At 69.4% G+C, this 19361-nt stretch carries 15 protein-coding genes and 5 pseudogenes; 8 read left to right on the top strand and 12 right to left on the bottom strand.

The genetic code is table 11. The features are described 5' to 3' along the window. The 4 genes and pseudogenes from BLV72_RS02850 to BLV72_RS02835 form a co-directional block, all read right to left on the bottom strand. On the bottom strand, nucleotides 1–543 hold the full coding sequence (locus BLV72_RS02850; protein WP_143059732.1) for a hypothetical protein: 543 nt from the start codon (nucleotides 541–543) through the stop codon (nucleotides 1–3). A 135-nt stretch (nucleotides 544–678) separates the two neighbouring features. Further along, entirely contained in the window at nucleotides 679–1194 is a 516-nt protein-coding gene (locus BLV72_RS49470; protein WP_244320608.1) for an aromatic-ring hydroxylase C-terminal domain-containing protein, read from the bottom strand. A 112-nt stretch (nucleotides 1195–1306) separates the two neighbouring features. Beyond that, nucleotides 1307–1870 (bottom strand): annotated as a pseudogene (locus tag BLV72_RS51825) (FAD-dependent monooxygenase); the annotation flags it as partial. Between the two features lie 252 nt (nucleotides 1871–2122). Further along, nucleotides 2123–2653, bottom strand: a pseudogene (locus tag BLV72_RS02835) (MFS transporter); the annotation flags it as partial. 194 nt (nucleotides 2654–2847) lie between these two features. Here BLV72_RS02835 and BLV72_RS02830 point away from each other — a divergent pair. Together BLV72_RS02830 and BLV72_RS02825 are read left to right on the top strand one after the other, a co-directional pair. Further along, entirely contained in the window at nucleotides 2848–3645 is a 798-nt protein-coding gene (locus BLV72_RS02830; RefSeq protein ID WP_093460106.1) for an SDR family NAD(P)-dependent oxidoreductase, read from the top strand. 552 nt (nucleotides 3646–4197) lie between these two features. Beyond that, a complete protein-coding gene (locus tag BLV72_RS02825; RefSeq protein WP_093460104.1) occupies nucleotides 4198–4770 on the top strand; it encodes a TetR/AcrR family transcriptional regulator in 573 nt (190 codons plus the stop codon). 842 nt (nucleotides 4771–5612) lie between these two features. Here BLV72_RS02825 and BLV72_RS02820 read toward each other — a convergent pair. From BLV72_RS02820 to BLV72_RS02800, 5 genes and pseudogenes are all read right to left on the bottom strand, one after another. Then, a pseudogene (locus tag BLV72_RS02820) lies at nucleotides 5613–6706 on the bottom strand (integrase core domain-containing protein). 176 nt (nucleotides 6707–6882) lie between these two features. Beyond that, nucleotides 6883–8033 (bottom strand): annotated as a pseudogene (locus tag BLV72_RS02815) (transposase family protein). A 129-nt stretch (nucleotides 8034–8162) separates the two neighbouring features. Beyond that, on the bottom strand, nucleotides 8163–8564 hold the full coding sequence (locus BLV72_RS49460) for a hypothetical protein (protein WP_244320607.1): 402 nt from the start codon (nucleotides 8562–8564) through the stop codon (nucleotides 8163–8165). A 196-nt stretch (nucleotides 8565–8760) separates the two neighbouring features. After that, complete coding sequence (locus BLV72_RS02805; protein WP_093460101.1) at nucleotides 8761–9387, bottom strand: RNA polymerase sigma factor; 627 nt, start codon at nucleotides 9385–9387, stop codon at nucleotides 8761–8763. Nucleotides 9388–9962: 575 nt separating this feature from the next. Next, nucleotides 9963–10637, bottom strand: coding sequence for an integrase (locus BLV72_RS02800; RefSeq protein WP_244320606.1), 675 nt, complete (start codon nucleotides 10635–10637; stop codon nucleotides 9963–9965). Nucleotides 10638–10791: 154 nt separating this feature from the next. Here BLV72_RS02800 and BLV72_RS02795 point away from each other — a divergent pair, with 154 nt between their 5' ends. Next, nucleotides 10792–11241: an integrase core domain-containing protein gene (locus BLV72_RS02795; RefSeq protein ID WP_342030649.1), complete on the top strand. Its 450-nt coding sequence runs from the start codon at nucleotides 10792–10794 to the stop codon at nucleotides 11239–11241. Between the two features lie 18 nt (nucleotides 11242–11259). Here BLV72_RS02795 and BLV72_RS02790 read toward each other — a convergent pair whose 3' ends face one another. The 3 genes from BLV72_RS02790 to BLV72_RS02780 form a co-directional block, all read right to left on the bottom strand. After that, nucleotides 11260–11820: a hypothetical protein gene (locus BLV72_RS02790; protein WP_093460100.1), complete on the bottom strand. Its 561-nt coding sequence runs from the start codon at nucleotides 11818–11820 to the stop codon at nucleotides 11260–11262. A gap of 321 nt (nucleotides 11821–12141) precedes the next feature. Continuing rightward, nucleotides 12142–13554: a sugar porter family MFS transporter gene (locus BLV72_RS02785; protein WP_093460098.1), complete on the bottom strand. Its 1413-nt coding sequence runs from the start codon at nucleotides 13552–13554 to the stop codon at nucleotides 12142–12144. After that, nucleotides 13547–14392, bottom strand: a complete 846-nt coding sequence (locus tag BLV72_RS02780) for a phytanoyl-CoA dioxygenase family protein (RefSeq protein ID WP_425288499.1) — start codon at nucleotides 14390–14392, stop codon at nucleotides 13547–13549. Before BLV72_RS02780 ends, BLV72_RS02785 begins: the two co-directional genes overlap by 8 nt. Nucleotides 14393–14524: 132 nt before the next feature. Between BLV72_RS02780 and BLV72_RS02775 the strand changes: the two genes are divergently transcribed. The 5 genes and pseudogenes from BLV72_RS02775 to BLV72_RS02745 all read left to right on the top strand — a co-directional run bounded on the left by BLV72_RS02775 (nucleotide 14525) and on the right by BLV72_RS02745 (nucleotide 19154). After that, the gene (locus BLV72_RS02775; RefSeq protein WP_093470101.1) at nucleotides 14525–15583 is read left to right on the top strand and encodes a LacI family DNA-binding transcriptional regulator; all 1059 of its coding nucleotides are present in this window, start codon (nucleotides 14525–14527) and stop codon (nucleotides 15581–15583) included. A gap of 323 nt (nucleotides 15584–15906) precedes the next feature. Beyond that, nucleotides 15907–16233, top strand: coding sequence for an integrase (locus tag BLV72_RS02765; RefSeq protein ID WP_244320605.1), 327 nt, complete (start codon nucleotides 15907–15909; stop codon nucleotides 16231–16233). Beyond that, nucleotides 16167–16765: pseudogene (locus BLV72_RS02760) on the top strand (IS110 family transposase); the annotation flags it as partial. The gene BLV72_RS02765 and the pseudogene BLV72_RS02760, both read left to right, overlap by 67 nt. Before the next feature lie 296 nt (nucleotides 16766–17061). Next, entirely contained in the window at nucleotides 17062–17754 is a 693-nt protein-coding gene (locus tag BLV72_RS02750; protein ID WP_093460095.1) for a response regulator transcription factor, read from the top strand. Then, nucleotides 17751–19154 carry a HAMP domain-containing sensor histidine kinase gene (locus BLV72_RS02745; RefSeq protein WP_093460094.1) on the top strand — a complete coding sequence of 468 codons (1404 nt, stop codon included), beginning with the start codon at nucleotides 17751–17753 and terminating at the stop codon, nucleotides 19152–19154. The genes BLV72_RS02750 and BLV72_RS02745 overlap by 4 nt, the downstream gene beginning before the upstream one ends. The last annotated feature ends 207 nt before the right edge of the window (nucleotides 19155–19361 follow it).

Raw genomic sequence — 19361 nt, 5'->3', positions numbered from 1 at the left:
TCACTGTGGACGGCGCGTGAGGATCATCTGTTCGTCGCAGGCCCAGGTCGTGCCGTTGTCGTGAGAGGTCTCGCCGAGCCAGCGTGCCGACGAGGGCGTGATGTCGGTGAACCGCCATCGTAGCCAGGGTCGTTCCTCGTCGCTGAGCAGGACGATGTCCCCGTCAACGGGCCGCCCGACGAAGCGGCGGACGCGGGCGTTGACCGGTTCGATCCACGTGGAGCGCCACGCATCCAGATCGGGATCGTAGAAACGCACCGTTGTACCGTGGAACGGCCGCAGGCTCGGTGCCGCAAGCTCGTGCCGGCCCGGCATGATCCAGGTGTCCTGGACGGCCCGGCCACCGAGGATCCAGCCGAAGTGAAGCTCGCCTGTGGCCTGGGCGGGCTTGCCGTCGCGGTCTGTCCCTGACCAGTCGATGTCCCAGGAGCCAACGAACTGCCCGAACAGCATGAGCTTGTCGGCGTGCTCGCCAGACGGCCCCGTCGCGTGCAGCGCGTCCATCAACCCATGGTCAGCTGGAAGCGGTGAGTCGGTGGTCACGGAGTACCTCCTGATTGGTAGTGGTGGAAGGGCCTTGCTGCGATCGGTCCTAGAGGCTCGCCGGCTCGGTTCGTAGGTAGGGCTCATCACCGTTGTTCCGCCCTTCGGTCGGGCCGCTGGTGTGCGGTGGGCCGGTCAGGATGGCCGGTCGATGGTTGGACCTGCCGGTGTCCGGGGTGTGCCGAACCAGTCGGAGAGCGCGTTTCGCAGCGCGAGGGTGGTGGTCTCGGCGGGTTCGTCGATGGTTGCGGCCCAGGCGATGTGGCCGTCCGGCCGGATCAGGAGGGCGTCGGCCGGTCGATCGTCGGTCTTGGCGGAGTGGAGGTCGACGCGGTCCTGCCAGTCCCGGGCCGCCTCACGCAGGTCTGGGCGGTCGGCGAGGTCGACGAGCATGGGCCGTGCGCCGTGCATGAGCTCGGCGATGCTGGCGCGGCCCTGGTCGGTGTGCAGGGGGAGGTCGGGTGCGAAGGTGCCGGCCAACGTGTTGTGGGAGCAAGGCGTGGGGTAGCGGATGTCGGTGCCGGCGACGAGGGCTCCCATGCGGCGCAACGGCTGCTCGTCGGTGAGCAGTTCCTGGAAGACTTCCCGTAGTGCTTCGGCGGCCGGGTCGTGCCCGCGTCGCAGGGCCACCTGGGCGCGGGTGTGCAGCATGGTGCGGGCGCCGGCGAGGTGGCGTTCGCTGTGGTAGGTGTCCAGCAGGCCGGGGTGGTGCCCAGCCGTGCAGGTCGGCGGCGAGCTTCCAGGCCAGGTTGACCGCGTCGAGCATACCGGCGTTGAGTGCCACACCGGTGGCAGGGAACAGGTGTGCCGCGTCGCCGGCCAGCAGGATCCGCCCGTCACGGTAGCGTTCGGCGTGGCGGGCCTTGAAGGTGAACCGCGACAGCCGCATCGCCTCGGCCACGGGTAGCTCCACGCCGAGCACCGGGTGGATGCTGTCGTGCAGTTCGGTCACGGTCATCGGGACGTCGTCGTCGTATTCGACGGTCTCGTCTTCGACGGTGCAGAGCGACTCGACGCGGGAGGTGGGCGAGGAGCCGACTCCCAGGAGGCCCTGGCTGGTGCGCGTGAAGCCGGCGCGGACCGTGCCGAAGCCGGGGACGCCGAGATCGCCGTTGTCGAGCACGCTCACCGTATCGGGCAGCGTGACCTGGGCCAGCCGGTTGACCTCCGGGTAGGTGGTGCCGGGAAAGCCGATGCCGGCCCGGTCCCGAACCCGGCTGCGGGCGCCGTCGCATGCCACGAGGTAGCGGGCCGTCACCTCGTACGGCCCTTCGGGACCACGCACGTCCACGGTCACCGCGTTCTCGTCCTGGCTGACCCCGATCACCTCGTGTCCGCGGCGCAGGTCGGTCGGACGCGGTGACGCTCAGCGCCTGCCGTGCATTGACCGGCAGCGTCTCCGGATAGGCCGCGACGAGGTGATCGAGATAGTCCTCGGTGACGGTGAAGAAGCCGTCAGGCCCCGAAAGGTCGCCTCCGCCGGGCGCGGCGATGAAACCGTCGAGGGTCGTGGCGATGTAGTACGTCAGCGTGCGCACAATGAATCTCATCTCTCGGTTGGGTGGTGCGCGCGGAGGCGTCACACCAATTCGGGTGCATCCTGCCGAACGGGATCCTCGGATGCCGGGTGAGCTGGGCCGCCGGTCGAGGCAGCGCGACGGAGCGCCGCTTCGACCCGGCGGTTGTTGGTCATGGTCGCCGTGATGGCGGTCATGGTGAGCAGGAGGCTGGCGGCGGCGTAGAGCGGGGTGCGTACGTCGAACGTGGCGGCGAGCCAGCCGCTGAGGAAGGCGCCGAACGGGGCGGCGCACATGGCGAGCATGCGGGAGGTGGAGGCGACCCGGCCCATCAGGTGGGCGGGGACGATCGCCTGCCGGAGCGAGGGGGCGAGCACCATCGTGGCGCCCATGCCCGCCCCGCAGACGGCGAGCGCGAGCCCGGCGACGTACGGGTTCGGGGCGGCGGCCAGACACAGGATGGCCAGCCCTTCGACCGCCGCGGTGCAGGTCAGCGCGGTACCGGTACCGAGTCGCTGGCCAAGGAACGAGGCGATGGCGGCGCCGAGCAGGCCGCCGGTGGCCTCCGCCGTGAGCAGCAGGCCGAAGCCGACTCGCGCACCCTTGCACCGGAGGGAACCCTCCAGTAAAGTAGAGGGCATCCTCCGGTAATGTGGAGGATCCCCTCCAACTATCGACCGGGCGGCGCATCTCCCCATGCGCGCCCGGCACCGCGGTCACACCTCTGCATCGGCGAGTAGCCGGCACGAGCGCCATCTGCGACCGCCGGAAACGAAAGCGAAATGATATGGACTACAAGCTGACCGACAAGCGCGCCCTGGTGACGGGATCCAGCTCGGGCCTCGGAGCGGCGATCGCCGCTCTCCTCGCGGCCGAGGGCGCAACTGTCGTGGTGCATGGCCGTAACAAGGAACGCACCGAGGCCGTGGCCCGGACGATCCGGGACTCCGGCGGACGCGCCGAGGTCGTCCTTGGAGACCTGGCCACCGACGAGGGTGCCGACGCGGTCGCGGCGGGGGCCCTGGCGAACGGCCCGATCGACATCCTGGTCAACAACGCGGGCTACTACCGGCACGTCACCTGGACCGACGCGACCATCGACGACTGGCGCGAGACCTACGAGGCGAACGTGCTGTCCGGAGTCCGCATGATCAAGCGGTTGGTCCCCCAGATGCGCGAGCGCGACTGGGGTCGCGTCATCCAGATCGGCGGCGGGCTCGCCGTCACGCCCATGGCGGGCCACCCTCACTACAACGCCACCCTCGCCGCCCGGCACAACCTGGCCGTCTCCCTTGCGCGGGAGCTCGCGGGAACCGGCGTGACCTCCAACACCGTCGCCCCGGGGGCGATCCTCGTCGATGCCGTCAAGGATCTCCTGACCGGTATCGCCCCGGACCGCGGCTGGGGCGATACCTGGCAGGAGATCGAACGCGACGCCACAGCCCGCTTGCTCCCCAACGACCGCGGTCGGCTCGGGCGCCCGGAGGAGGTCGCCGGCGCCGTCCTGTATCTGACCAGCCCTCTGGCCGACTACGTCAGCGGCGCCGTCCTGCGCGTCGACGGCGGCCTCATCCGCTCGCTGTAACCGATCCGGCCATGCATCTCTGAAAGCCCGCGGCCCGGCACCTCGCCGGAAAGGCGTGGCCGCAACGGCACCGTCACGGGCACCCCTGCATGCGGGCCGGGTGCGGGCGAAGCGGTATGCCGCCGCTCCGGCCACCGCCCAGCAGGGCGCAATGCCCGGCCAACTGCGGGCGGCTGGTTCAGTCCGCATGACGTGGATGCGCGCGACCCCCACCGGGGCTGGCGCGCATCGACGCATGCGGGGGCACGACGGCTGGCATCGCGGGACATCTTCCTGGGCCTTACGTCGGCAAGCACGCGCACCACGGCCACGGCCACGGCCCGATCCCAGACGGGGAGAAGGCCAGGCAAGCACGACCAGCGTCAGCCGCAGGGAGGAAGGGGGCGGGGACGTGGGGTTCCTCGGCAGGGGTGGGCACCGGGGGCTGCGACGGGCGGGACCCGGCCTTGATAAAATTGAGAGAGCCCTCCAGAAAAACGGAGGAAGCGCTCCACCTCAGCGGAGGGCGATCGTCCGCTTGGATTGCGCCAGGGACACCCGGGAAGGATCACGGTGGACGACAGGACGCTCCCGGACGCGGCCGTGCGGCGGCCGTACCGGGCGGACGCGCGCCGCAACTTCGACAAGCTCCTGGCCGCCGCGCGCACGGCGTTTGCCGAGCAGGGAATTAGTGCCCCGCTCGAGGACATCGCCCGTGCGGCCGGTGTCGGCATCGGCACGCTCTACCGGAACTTCCCCACCCGCCAAGCCCTCTTCGACGCCGTCTACGTGGGCGAGGTCGAGGAATTGTGCCGTGCAGCCGGGGACGTCGCCGACCTGCCTCCGTGGGAGGCCTTCAGCGCCTGGCTCGACCGGTTCGTCTCCTACGTCGGCACTAAGCGCGCGATCTCCGAGGAACTAAACCGTGACTCGGAGATGTTCCGCACCTCCCGGGTCGCCATGTACGAGGCTGGCGAACCGCTCTTCACTCGGGCCCAGGAGGCAGGCGAAGCCCGCCGCGACGCCTCCTTCGACGACGTCCTGCGCATGATCACCGGCATCATCGCCACCGGCTACGTCAGCGAGGAGCAGCGTGGCCGGGTACTCGGCTTCGCCCTGGACGGCATCCGGACCGGCGAGGACTGACCCAGGTTCGATCACCTTGCGGCCGACCACGTATGCCGGGGTGCCGGGACGCGGGGCGACGCTCCGGCGGGCGCTCGGCGGGGATGCAGGCCGCCGAGGCCCGAACCCGGTCAGAGCACGCCGAGGACGGCTGCGGAGTTGAAGCCGGCCCGCCTCGGCCGGCTGCCGGCGGGAGCAGTCGAGCCCGCGGGTTACCGCGTTTACCCGAACGGCGCGGTCTCAGCCGCCGGCGACCGAGTGAACCTGTCGACGGCGTACCTCGCCGCCTGGTACGTGTTCCTCACCGGAACGACCACCTGACCACCTCAGACGTGCTCACCCTGCTCGGAGAACACCTGAGCAACGCGGAGATCGCCGCACGCCTCTTCGTCTCCGTCCACACCGTCGGATCCCACGTCTCCCCCTCCTGCGCAACCTCAACTCCCCGACCGCCGCCCCTCTCGGGGTGTGACCTAGATACGCGTCAAAGGGGCAATGAGATGATCAAGGAGATATGGCGATGTTCGAACATCAACACACAGTCAGGCTACCGGTACCGCGAAATGAGATGACTTCTCAAGCGCCGAGGGTGGCGGCGTACCGGGTTGCGCCACGTGCACGGCGTCGGACCGCCGCCGTCAGGCACTGCCCGAGGGCCGGCTGCGGAGGGGTACCCGACACGAGGAGCACCATGCTCCGCGCCCATGGCGAACGGCACGGCGTACAGCCACCAGGACGTACCTGCGGCGAGGTGGGTTCCGGCCAGGAGGAATGCGAGCGCCGACATGACCGCCGTTATCCTCAGTGGCCGCTTGCGATCTCTCCCAGAGCCTTGTAGGTGCCAAGAACTACGTCCGTGCTGGTCACGCAGCATGTCGGTACTCGTGCAGGAGGCCGCCGAGGCGATCGTGTCGATGGACGTGGAGATGGGTGAGCTGGTCGGGGGCGGTGATCGGTTCGGGTAGGGGGTGGAGTGGCGCGGCGCCTGCGAGAGTGCGGTGAGGTCTGTGCTCGTTGTAGAACGCCTCGTACTCGCGCAGTGTGTGGAGGAGATGGCTCTGGTTGCAGATGAGGGTGCGGCCGAGGAGATCGGTTCGGCATGATCGCACCCAACGCTCCATGATCGCGTTCATGCGCGGCATCCGGACGCCGGTCTGGACGACCTCGATACCCTAGGCTTCTAGGGCAGTGTCGAAGGATGTCGGGTAGCGAACGTCCCGGTCCCGGATCAAGGACTTCATTTCGGTTCCTGTGTCTTGGAGGTCCATGATCATGTTCCGGGCGAGCTGAGTGACCCAGGCGGCGGTGGGATGTGCCGTCGCGCCGAGGATCCGCACGCGGCGGGTGGCATGCTCGATCATTGCGAGGACGTACAGCGTCGCTCCGGTCAGAGTCTTGGTCTCGAAGAAGTCGGCGGCGAGGATGGACTGGGCCTGGGAGCGCAGGAACGACGCCCAGGTGGTGCGGTCGCGTTCGGGCGCTGGGTCTATGCCGTGCTCCTTGAGGATGTTCCACACGGTGCTGGCGGCGAGCTTGATGCCGAGGGAGGCGAGTTCGCCGTGGATGCGCCGGTAGCCCCAGCTGGAATTTTCTCGTGCCAGCCGTAGCACCAGGGCGCGGATGGATCGTATGGTGCGGGGTCGTCCCGGCCGTTTGGGATGGGAAGCCTTCGCGTGGCGGTGGCGCGCAGCAGCTCACGGTGCCAGTGCAGCACTGTGTCAGGTGAGACGAACAGATGTAGTTGGCGAAGACGTACACGGGGGAAGGGATGCAGGAGGGCGGCCAGCAGCGCACGGTCTGGCCAGGTGAGCTTCGGTTTGTCGGTCTGTAGCTGCAGCACGGTGAGTTGGTGGCGTAGGGCCAGGATCTCGGCGTCTTTGTCGTGGCCACTCCTCGGTAGGAGCCGTATCAGGGTGAACATGCTCGTCAAGGTCAGGTAGAGCAGTCCCAGTAGCACTCCACCATGCTGGTGGGAGAGAGGCTGGGTCGGCAACGAGGCTGGTGGGCCCACCGCAGCGGTCGCCCATATGACCAGCACGGATGAGGTTTCTGGCACCTACAGGGTTGGCTGTTAAGTCCGGCCGACGGTGAGGGGGCAGTGCCTGCCCTTGTCGGAAACATCATTCGTGCAGGTCACGCCGCATGTTGATATGCGTGGAGGATGCCGCCGAGACGATCGTGTCTGCGTAAGTCGAGGCGGGCTAACGCGTCGGGATCGTCGATCGGCGGGAGCAAGCGGTGCAGCGGCCTGGCGTTCGCGATGCCCTGGTGTGGTCGGTGTCCGTTGCAGAACTGCTCGAACTCGCGCAGGGTATGGAGGAGTTGCCGCTGGTTCCAGATCAATGTCCGGTCCAGGAGTTCGCGGCGACAGGTCTGTATCCAGCGCTCCGTGATCAAGTTCATTCGTGGCATCTGGATGCCGCTGAGTACGACGTCGATCCCCGCGTCCTTGAGGACGGCATCGAAGAGGGCGGGGAACTTCCCGGTCCCGGATCATGAACCGTGCGCGGCAGCCCAGGCCTTCGAGGTCCATGACGAGGTTCTTCGCCGCTTGTGCTACCCAGGATGCGCTTGGATGCGCGGTGGCGCCCAGGATGCGGATCCCGCGACTGCCGTGTTCGATCACCACGAGCACGTACATCCGTACCCCCGACAGGGTGACTGTTTCCATGACGGCGCAGGCCAGCCCAGCAGGGCATCAGCCTGGCTGCGAAGGAAGGTGGCCCAGGTACTGGAGTTCCGCTCGGGCGCCGGGTCGATGTCCGCCTCCTTCAAGATCTCCCAGACGGTGGACGCGCTCAAGATCTCCCAGACGGTGGACGCGCTCAAGATCTCCCAGACGGTGGACGCGCTCACCCTCACCCCGAGCACGAGCAATTCGCCGTGCAGGCGTCGGTGCCCCCAGCTCGGGTTCTCCTTCGCCAGCCGCAACACCAGGATGCGGTGGAGCGCACGGTGCGTGGTTGTCCCGGGCGTTTGGGCCGGCAGGAGGCGGCATGGCGGCGTGCGACGGGGTCGCGGTGCCAACGCAGCACCGTGTCGGGATGTGAGAGCAGCCGCAGTCTTCGCAGGACGTGCAGTGGCAGCCGTTGCAGCAGCGCCGCCAGGAACGCCCGATCGCTGGGCGTGAACCGGATCTTTTCCTCGCCGAGTTGGCGTTCCAGCACGGTGATCTGGTGGCGCAGGGCAAGGATCTCCGCGTCCTTGTGCCGGTCGGTCATCGGCAGCAGGCGCAGCATCGCGAACGCGTTCGTTACACCCAGGTAAACCAGTCGCAGCAGCACGATCGATCAACATGACGCTCTGATGGCAACTGCGCGAGAGCGCCAGCTCGAGCTACCGCGGCCAAGATTTCGGGAAACCCGAAGAACTGCCCCCACCAGGGCGGATGAGATTCCGGCAGGCGCAGTGCCTCACTGGAACTCAGGAGGGCAGGGGGTGTGAGCTGCTTCCGGCAGGGTGCGGGTGATCCGGTCGCGCATCGGGCGTAGCTCCTGGCCTTGGGAGGTGTCGGGAATCTGTCCTTTGCGCCGGGGGACGAGCAGTAGGAGGTGGTCCCCGGTGGTGTATGCCTCGGCGGGGTCCGCGACGGCGGGGTCGGCGAGGTCGAATCGTGCAGTGGCGGGCCCTGTGCTGGGCTTGAACCACTGGTCCACGGACACGGTCACGTGTACCCGGCCCTGGCCGGCCGGGCGTACCGCGGTCAGGTCGCCTTCTACTACGGCGGTCGCGCAGGCGAGTGCTTCTGGGAAGGTCTGTCCTCGGCCTGTGGTGTCGGCATTCTTTCCGGAGCCGTCGTCGGCGGTGACTGTCACTGTCACGACGATGGCGGTGACGCAGGCGGCTGCCGCTGCGGCGAGTGCCGCGCGGGTACGTCGCTGTTTGCGCGGGGGGCGGGTCGCCGTTGTGAGGGTGCGGATCGCAGCCGGCGGGTCCGTGGGCGCCGCGGTGGGGTCCGGGCGCCCGGCCTCTTCCCCGATCAGTGCGAACGCCCGTCGCAGTCGAATCTCCTCAGTCTCGGTCGGTTCGGTCACCGTGGATCACCTCCGTCTCGCGCAGCCGGGTGCGCAGTGCGGCCACGGCCGTGTGCAGGCGGCTTTTGACCGTGCCTTCGGGGACGCCGAGCAGCGTTGCGATGTCACGTACCGGAAGATCGGCGTAGTAGCGCAACGTCAGTATCTGACGCTGGTGAGGGGGCAGGGAACCGAGTCCGTCCGCCACCGCGAGGGCCGTTGTGCGGTCTTCTTCGGTGTGTTGCGCGACGGGTTGCTGCGCCCAGCGGGCGGCGAGCCGGGCACGCAGCCCGTCGTCGCGCGCGCCGGCCCGGTGCCAGTCCGCGGCGACGCGGGCGGCGACGACGCTGCTCCACGCGGAGGTGTCGCGAACCGCCGTGCGGTCCGGATCGGCGCGTTGTTCCAGCAGCTTCAGCCGTACCTCCTGCACCCCGTCATCGAGGTCGCCCCACGGCACGCCGCCCAGGGCCAGGATCGCGCGCACGCGTGAGACGTCCACGTCGGTCCTGTCGGGGGTGAGGGTGTCGGGGGTGAGGGTGTCGGGTGTGTTTCTGTCGGGCCCGCGGGGGTCAGCGGCGTCGGCGCGGCGCCCGATACGGCGTAACGTGCGGCGGCGTCCGGTCATGGATTCCCTCCCTGTCCCTCCTAGGACGGAGGAGTACCGGGAAACGTTCGGCTCTGCCGGGCGATGAGCGGCCTTCCAGCAGAGCAGGTCCCTTTTCGGGGTTTCGGGGATGCTCTGCCCCGCGTCTGGGGTGCGGGGCAGAGCGGCGGCTGTCTTGCGAATCAGGCACAGGTGTCGGGTGGCCGCGCAGGACCGAACGTCTCCGGCTCATGCGGGTGAGCCGCGTTCAGTTCCTGGACCAGGGCGTCCTCTCCACGGCCGGCTAACTGGTCCTCCAGCCCGGCGTCGTCCCCGCCTCAAGTTTCGCGCTGCGGGCCTGTGCGGCCGTGCGAGAGTGTCCTTCCAGCTCGCCCTGGCCTATGACACCTGCGTCGAACGGCACTTCCGAGCCCTCGCCCAGCCCGCGCCACTGGGCGGGTTCCGGGGCGTCCCCGGGGGAACAGGCAGCTTCCTCCCACCTGATCGCCATGACGTACCTGTGACCCGGCTCGACCCGCGGCTGGTCGATCAGTGCCTGTGGGTGCCGGAATCTGTGTCACCCTATACGACCTGCGAGTATTCATGGATAAGGCCGCTCAGTCGGTCGCGTCGACGAATGCGAGTGTTGTCCCTGGCGATGGGCGTCTCGGGGCTGTTGAGTTGGTCTGGTGGCCGCTGTCCGAGGGATCGGTGCGGCCGGTGTCTGTCGTATGCTTCGCGTACTCGCCGACGACGAGACGCAGGTGGCGTTCTCCGGTGATCAGGACGCGGTCGGTTCCCTCGCGTCGGCATGATCCGATCCAGCGCTCGGCGATGGCGTTCATCCGTGGCACAGCGGGCAGGGTAGGTATCACGCGTATGCCGGCCGCCTGGAAGACGGCGTCGAAGCTGCCGGTGAAGTAGGCGCTGCGGTCCCGGATGAGGAATCCGATCGACTCTGCGCGGTCACCGAGGTCCATGAGGTAGTTCCGCGCTTGCTGGGTGATCCAGGGGCCGGTCGGGTGCCGGGTGACGCCGGTCATGTGCATGCGGCGGGTGCCGTGGTCGATGAAGAACAGCACGAACCAGCGCCGCAGGAAGACCGTGTCGATGTGGAAGAGGTCGGTGGCCACGATGGCGGAGGCCTGGGCTTTGAGGAAGACGGGCCAGGACTGGTTGGTGCGCTGGGGTGTGGGGTCGATCCCGGCCGTCTGCAAGATCTCCCAGACGGTCGAGGCGCCGAGTTTGCGTCCCAGCTGAGCAGTTCGCCGTGGATCCGTCGATATCCCCACCCCGGGTTCTCCCGTGCGAGGCGCAGGACCAGCTGCCGCAGTGCTTCCGGCGTCGGTGGTCGGCCTGGACTGCGGTGTGGATAGGTCCACTTCCGGGCCACGAGGTGTGTGTGCCAGCGCAGGACCGACCGTGGAGTGACCAGCAACGCCAGCCGTGCACGCTGGTGCTTGTGTTCACCATCCGGAGCAGTGCTGCCATGACAGCCCGATCGCTCCAGGAAAATTGAGGTCTGGCGCGCCGGAAGTGGCGTCAGACGGCGGTCAGACCCGGTCGGCCACCGCTGGCAGAAGATGTTGCGGCGCTCCCAACGCGTTCGCCGAACGATGGATACGTACAGCTCGCGCAGAATGCACCGACCGACTCCTCATCACCGGTGAACGACACCTGCGTACGGCCCTCAACCTGTACGCCGAGCACTACAACACGGGACGGGCCCACCGAAGCCTTGGCCTACGAGCACCCGACGACGACCCGAACGTCATCCCCCTGCCCGCTGCAGCGGTCAGGCGCCGCCAGGTACTTGGCGGACTGCTCAACGAGTACCACACCACGTCACCCCGGCTGCCTCACCATCCACAGGAAAGGCCCAGCTCAGCAGCCTAATTGGAATATTGGCACCCTTCAGTCCTTCCGGGCCTCCTCCTCGACGCGGCCGATTTGGTCACAGATGCGGCAGAGACCCTTGGTGTGTCCGCATGAACACTCACCGCACCGCCCGCACGGGACGCACCCGTGCGTACGTCGTTCCTGCGAGAACGGGGACCGGTAGACCAGGATGCTGGGTTGCCGACCATGGTGCGGCCGAGTCTCGGCGACCCCAGCATCGACCAGCTCATCAAGTAATGGCCGTACCTGCTGCACGTCCTTCAGCCCAATCGACCGGGCCACGTCTTCCATGGCGATCCCGTCGTCTACCCGGGCCTGCAGCACGACGTAAAGCAGGGGGCTGGTGACGCTCAGCTCGATGTTGAAGGACCACATCCTGGTGGGGGCGGTGCCGTCGACCCCGCGAGGCTCGGCGCGCTGCGTCACCGCGCCCGGCAGACCCGCGAACGGCTCGAGGCCGCCATCGACAGCCTCGCCCACGAGCCGCGCGGCCACCGCGCCCGCTGGAGCGCCACGGAGCTGGGAGCCATCCGGGCCGCCGTCTTCGAGGTGGGCCGCGCCGCCGCCCTCGTACACGGCAACCTGCCACGCACCCCGTCGGACGCGGTGCCGGAGACGGCGCTGTTCGCCGCCCGAGGTCCGCGACCACCTCGACCGGCTCGCCGAGGCCCTCGCCCTGGACGCTCCGCCGCGAACCGGTGATCTGCGCGCGGCCTTCGACCGCGTCGCGACCGACGGCCGTCTCGCCCGGCTCACCGACCCGACGGTACCCGGCGGCATCTCCCACGCCCGCAGCCGTGCGCTGACCGCGTGCATGCACACGGTGACGTCGGTGGAGCGCTTGGAGCGGGCGGCACTGGGCCGCGCGGCCTGACGCAGGGCCGGGGGCTCGGCTCGTCAGCGGTAGGTGGAGAGGTTCCGGCGCAGTGACCCGGGCGCGTGCAGCGCCCGCTCGATGTCCTCCAGCCGCCTGTTGCGTGTCTCGGGCACCTTCCACAGCACGAAGACGACACACAGGACGTTGAGCGCCGCATAGGCGAAGAACGTCCCCGACCTTCCCACCGCGTTGATCGCGCTGAGCGCCGTCACGGCGATCAGAAGATCGAAACCCCAGACCGTCAGGGTCGCGAGGCTGGTCGCCGGTCCACGCACACGGAGCGGGAGGATCTCCGGCGCGATCAGCCACACGACGGACTGCATGCCGATGCCGTTGAACAGGATGTAGGCGAACAGCGCGATGATCACAACCCAGTGCTGCGCGGCTGATCCCTCCATGAGGAAGGCGCCTCCGAGTACGGCCATGGCCAGACCCGAGAGCGGTATGAACCACAGCATGGTCCGGCGGCGGCCGATGGCGTCCACCGCGATGGCACCGGTGATGCCCGCCACGACGAGCATCGCCCCGATGCCGATGCCCGTGATGAGCGCGACCGATTTCCCGAAGCCGGCGTCGGCGAGGATCGTTGGGGCGTAGTAGACGATCGCGTTGATCCCGGTCAGCTGGGAGAACGCGGCCACGCCGAGCGCGACGACCAGCGCCGGACGCAGCCAGGGCTGCCACAGCGCGCGGCTGTCCTGCCGCGGGATCGACTTCACGACCTCGCCGATGCCCGCGATCTCGTCGTCGATGTCGGCACCCGCGGGGCGAAGCCTCCGCAGCACCGATCGGGCCGCCGCGGTGTGCCCCTGCTCGACAAGCCAGCGGGGGCTCTCCGGCAGTCTCGTCATGCCGATCAGCAGTACGGCGGCCGGAACGACGGCCAGACCGAACATCACCCGCCACCCGCCGCTGCCCGCCAGGAGCCAGCCGCACAGGTACGCGATCAACTGCCCGATGGCGACCATCAATTGGAACAGCACCATCAGCCGGCCGCGGATGGCGGGCGGCGCGACCTCGGCGATGTAGACGGGCACCATGTTGGAGGCCCCGCCCACGGCCAGGCCCAGGACGAGGCGTGCGGCGACCAGGGTGGCGGTGTCGGGCGCGACTGCCGCACCGAGTGCTCCCGCGGCGAAGACCACCGCCACCCACAGGACCACCCGGCGCCTGCCGTGCCGGCCGGCGAGCGATCCGGACACCAGCGCCCCGATCATCGCCCCCACGAGGATGACTCCGACGACGATCTCCTGTTCCCGGGAGGACAGCTGGAGGTCCTCCCGGAGATAGAGGAGGGCGCCGGAGATGATGCCCGTGTCGTACCCGAAGAGCAGGCCGCCCAGGGCGGAGACGGCCGCGACCGCGTAGACCTGGGCCGGCTGGCGGACGGGAGCACGCTCGGCGGCGACCGCGACCGCGGTGTCCTCAGACATCGCCCATGACCAGACCCTCGATGGTGTGCTTCTGCGTGACCGGGACCAGCGCGTCCACCACCGGGCAGTCGAGGTGCTCGCGCACGCGCTCCGGCAGCGAGTCCCAGAAGGCCCGGGTGACCGCCGTGTCGTGCCGGTCACCGTTGTCCGCCTCCGGGCCGTCGACGCCCAGGACCAGCACCGGCCGGGACTTCGCGGACTCGTTCCTCGTCCCGCGGTGGATGGTCAACGCGGTGCGGCAGGAGAGGTCCCCACGCTGAGGGTACTTGCGCACGGCGCGCTCCTCGTAGCGACCGTAGTGCGACTTCGGCGGGAACATGCCGTGCTCGAACTCCGGGCTGTCGTCCCACTGGGTGCCCGGCGCGATCTCGAAGGGGCCCATGTCCTCCTCGGTGTCCACGCCGGTCACATTGAACGCGAGCGAGGTCAGGCGGCGCTCACGCCGGGTTTCCTCGGGGATGGGGAAGTCACGGTGCCACGGCTGGTTGACCGCGCCCTCCAGGGGGACGTCGAAGCCGAGTTCCACGATGCGGTAGTCCGGGCCGAGCACGGCCGTGCACAGCGACCGTACCCAGGGGTGGTCGACCAGTTCCACGAACCCCCGGAGCTGCTCGGGGTGGATCTCGATGTAGTAGCGGTTGGGGCCGCGGCCCACGGCGCCGTCGGGGCGCGTCAGCGCCTCGGCGAACGCCTTGTCGATGTCCTCGCGAAGCCGGTCCGCCCACTCGGGGGTGAAAGCACCCTTCCGGGCGGTGATGCCGTCGGTGTACAGAGCCTCCACGTCGGCCGACACGTCGACGTCCAGGTGATCCGGGCTGATGCCGGGATATGCCCGCATGGTCATGTGCGCCTCCTTGCGCTGCGACGGATCCCCACATATTGCAGCGTTGCATGCAACGTTGCAATAGCCATCCGGTCACCGTATTGACGTTCTTGGTCCATCGCTGCGAGGCGTGCCAAGATGGCCACTGTGAGCAGTCGCCTGAAGGACGTGGCAACCCTGGCCGGGGTGTCCATACGCACCGTTTCCAACGTGGTCAGCGGCTCCGCCTCCGTGGCCGAGGAGACGCGGGCGCGGGTCCAGGCCGCACTGGACGAGCTGGGCTACCGCCCTAACCTGGCCGCCCGCAACCTGCGCGCCGGCCGCACCGGGCTCATCGGGCTCGCCATCCCCGAGCTGTACTCGCCGTACTTCGGAGAACTCGCCAGCCTGATCGTCGAGGCGGCCCAGCACCGCTCGTGGACGGTCGTCATCGACCAGACCTTCGGCAGCCCCGAGGCGGAACGCCGACTGCTGGAAGGCACCGGGGGACGCATGGTCGACGGGCTCATCATCAGCCCGTGGTCCCTGCGCCCGCAGGAGCTGACGGCCCGCGCCCGCGACATCCCCGTGGTCCTCCTGGGGGAGCAGCGGGCCCCGGGAGTGGCGGACCGCATCGCCGTCGACAACGTCCTCGCCGCCGACGAGGCGACGACCCATCTCCTGGAGACCGGACGCCGCCGCATCGCCGCGATCGGCCTCCAGCCCCAACTCCACAACGACACGGCCCGCCAGCGGCTGGAGGGGTACCACCGTGCGCTGCGACGCGCCGGGCTCCCGCCCGACGAGGCACTGCAACAGCCGGTACGGGCACTGCACCGCGAGGACGGGGCCCGGGCGATGGCGGCGTTGCTGGAATCCGGCGCACGGCCGGACGCCGTCTTCGCCTTCAGCGACGAACTCGCCCTCGGAGCGCTGCACATGGCGCACGAACACGGGCTGCGCGTCCCGGACGACCTCGCCGTAGTGGGCTTCGACGGCATCGAGGACGCCCGCTACGCCCATCCGCCCCTGACCACCGTGGTGCCCGACAAGAAGCAGATCGCCGAACGTGCCCTGCAATGCCTGGCGGACCGCATCTACAGCCCCGCCGCGGCCGTACCACCACTCGACATCGCCGTGCCCCACCATCTCGAGGTCCGCGCCAGCACGAGCGCGGCCACGCCGCCCACCGGCTCCGTACCGGCGGGCCCCCCACCGACCGGCTGACGGGCCTGGTGCGGCCGCCGCGAGAACGCGACGCGGATGTCGACGACGTCTTTGGCGGGCGCCGTTCTCGACGTGTGGCCCGACACCCGAGCCGTCGCGCTCCAAGCGGATCATGAATTGTGCCCGGCAGCCGAGGTCTTCGAGGTCCATGACGAGGTTCTTCGCCGCTTGCGCTACCCAGGAGGCGGTGGGATGTGTGGTGGCGCCCAGGATGAGGATCCGGCGACTGGCGTGTTCGATCGCCACGAGCACGTATATCCGTACCTGAAGGGTGTCTTTATTGCTGTGCGGCGGTTGACCTGGGGCTTTGCGATCGCCCGAGTATGGGCATGATCAGTGAATGTGGGGCTGCGACTGCCCCACCTGATCTTCTGCCGGCTGCTGGGCTGCTTCCTTTTGCCGGGCCGATCGCCGCGAGCAACGCCGAGATCCTCGCTCTCCGCCACGAGGTCGCCGTGCTGCGCCGGCAGATCGACCGGCCGCAGCTCACATGGGCTGACCGTGCCGTGCTCTCCGCTGTCGCGCGGGACCTGCCATCCGCCTTGCGCCGCTATCGGCTGGTCACCCCGGGCACGCTGCTGGCCTGGCACCGTCGTCTGGTGCGGTCCTCGGCGTTGACACCCACAAGGACGTGCACGTCGCCGCCGTGATCACCGTGCTCGGCGTGCTCCTGGCCCACCAGGAGTTCCCGGCAACTGCCATCGGATACCGCCATCTCCTGTCCTGGGCCCGCTCCTTCGGCGTCCTGCATCGTGCGGGAGTGGAGTGCACCGGTTCCTATGGGGGAGTCCTGGCACGGTTCCTGAGCTGGGAGAACGTCCAGGTCATCGAGGTCAACCAGCCCGACCGCGCCACGCGCCGCAGGCGCGGCAAGACCGACGCCGTCGATGCCGAAGCCGCGGCCCGCACGGTGCTGTCAGGACGCGCCGATGTCACGCCCAAGACGGGTGAGGGCCCGGCCGCCGACATGCGCATGCTGAGACTGGCGAAAGAGTCGGCCGTCAAGGCTCGCACACAGGCGAAGAACCAGCTCAAGGCCGTACTCCTCGGCATCGACCCAGAGCTCGTACCTGCCACCCGCAGCTCCTGGACATCATCGGCGTCGGCCCCGACAGCGCCGCAGCCCTGCTGATCGCCGCCGGCGACAACCCCGAGCGGCTGGCCAGCGAGGCATCCTTCGCAGTCGAGGGCCTCTGGTCCGTCCTGCGACGCACCAGCCTGGCTAACCGAGCCTTCGCCGACCCCGACGACCTGATCACCGCCGTCCGGCGAGGTCTACGCCAACTCCAGTACCGCCACGACGTCCTCGACGGCTGCCTCACCGGAACCGGCCTGCGCAAACCACCATGACGACATCACGCATTCGAGGTCAGCAGGTATCCGTAAGCGCGCAGTCCCCAGCGACGCTCTAATCCTGGCCTCAGGTTGATCGGGGACAATGAGCGGCAAAAACATCGACTGGAAGGGGGCGGGCCGGCGTGCGGATCATGATCGCGGATGATGACGCGGCCATCCGTGAGTCGCTGGAGCGGGTGCTCCAGGTCGAGGGTTACGACACCAGCACCGTCGCCAACGGTTTCGCCGTGCTCGACGGGGCCGGTGGGGCCAGCGGTGACACGCTGGATCTGCTGCTCCTCGACGTGATGATGCCCCGCCTCGGCGGGTTGGAGACCTGTCGGCGGTTGCGGGCCGCGGGTCGGGATCTGCCGGTGCTGATGCTGACCGCCCGTGACCAGGTCTCCGACCGGGTCGCGGGGCTGGACGCGGGCGCCGACGACTACCTGCCCAAGCCGTTCGCCACCGAGGAGTTGCTGGCCCGGGTGCGGGCCCTGCTGCGCCGGCGCACCCCGACCGACGGGGAGTCGCAGATCCTGTCGTTCGCCGACGTCCGGCTCGATCCCGACAGGTTCGAGGCGTGGCGGGGCAGGCGGCCGCTGCACCTGACCCGGACCGAGTTCTCCCTCCTGCAGGTCCTCGTGTGCAACGCGACCCGGGTCTTGACCCGCGACGCGCTGTTCGAGGCGATCTGGGGCTTCGGCATGAGCTCCACCGCCAACAACCTCCAGGTATACGTGAGCTACCTGCGCCGCAAGATGGAGGCCGAGGGTGAGCCCCGATTGATCTACACGCTGCGCGGCCTGGGTTACGTGCTGCGGGAGACTCCTCCGTGAGCAGGCCCGCCGGCCGGGAACCGCGCCGGCTGACCCGATGGTGGCGCCGGCGGTCCCTGCGGGCCAGGCTGACGGTGATCGCGGCGACGGCCATCGCGGTCAGCGTGTTCGTGGCCTTCCAGGTGGCCAGCGAACTACTGGGCTGGGAGCTGCAGGACACCGCCGAGAATCAGCTGCGCGCCGACTCCCGCGTCCTGGCGACGAACGCGCAGCGCGCCGGTCTGGCGCAGCTCCAGCTACCGCCGTATCCCGGATCCGGTCGGCTGGTGCGGGTCATCCTGCCCGACGGCTCGACCCGGACGCCGGCCGGCCAACCCGCGCTGCCCCCCGTCAGCGAGCACGCCGGGCGCGTGGCGCAGGGCGCGTCGGCCGACCTGATGGAGTCGAACGACAGCGACGAGGACGGCTACCTCATCTACACGCTGCGGGCGGGCGACGGCGCGGTCCAGGTGGCCCACGTCGCCGACGACAGCCCGATCAACCAGTTCGGGTTCGGCATGCTGCTGATCGGGCTGCTCTGCGTGGTCGGCGGCACCCTTGTCGGGCGGACCGTGGCGCGGACCGGGCTGGCACCGATCGACCGGCTGACCGCCGCAGCGGTACGTGTCGCGCACACCCGGGATCTCGATGCCGACATCCCGGATGAGGGCGGTGGGGAGATCCGGCGGCTGATCCAGTCGATCAACGACATGCTCGCCGCGCTCCGGGACTCCCGGCGGGCCCAGCGGCTGCTCGCCGAGGACGCCGCCCACGAGCTCAAGACCCCGCTCACCAGCCTGCGCCTCAACGTCGAGCTGCTGATCCGGCTCGATCGGCGCGGCACCCTGGACAGCGCACTGCCGGCGGAGAGCCGGACCCGGCTGCTCAACGATCTCGGCGCCCAGGTGGCCGAGTTGAGCACCCTTGCCGCCGAGCTGACCGACCTGGCGCGCGGCGACGTCAGCGACGAGAGCACCGAGCTGCTCGACCTCGCCGACGTGGTGGTGGCCGCCGCGACCCGGGCGCGTTCCCACGTGCCCGACATCGAGGTCGCGCTCGACGTGACCTCCGTGTGGATGAGCGGGCGTCCCGCTGCGCTCCAGCGGGCGGTGCTCAACCTCATCGACAACGCCGGCAAGTGGTCCCCCGCGGACCAGCCGGTCCAGGTCCGGCTCCGTGCCGAGGGCGCGTCGGCGGTGCTTGAGGTCGACGACGCCGGGCCGGGCATCGACGCCGCCGACGTACCGCGGGTGTTCGACCGGTTCTACCGTGCCGACAGCGCCCGGGCGTTGCCGGGATCCGGTCTGGGGCTGTCGATCGTGCAGCGGGTCGTCGACGCCCACGGCGGCCGGGCCACCGTCGCCCGCTCCGCACGCGGTGGCGCGCTGCTTCGGGTCGACCTTCCGGCCGCGGTGCGCTGACCCGCCCCGGCGGCGCGGCGCAGGACAAGGGACGGCGGCCCTCGGGCATGGCCCCGCGCGGCTCACCGTCGGGGCAGGACACCGCGGTGCGCCGACCCCAGCCTCGGCCGCACGGCGCAGGACAAGCGGCCCACCACGGGGCAGGGCACCGCGGTGCGCCGACCCCAGCCCCGGCGCGTGACGCAGGACCAAAGGGCGGCGACCGTC

Source organism: Streptomyces melanosporofaciens (genome assembly GCF_900105695.1).
GTDB classification, from domain to species: domain Bacteria; phylum Actinomycetota; class Actinomycetes; order Streptomycetales; family Streptomycetaceae; genus Streptomyces; species Streptomyces antimycoticus.
This window is presented reverse-complemented; position numbering and strand designations above follow the sequence as displayed.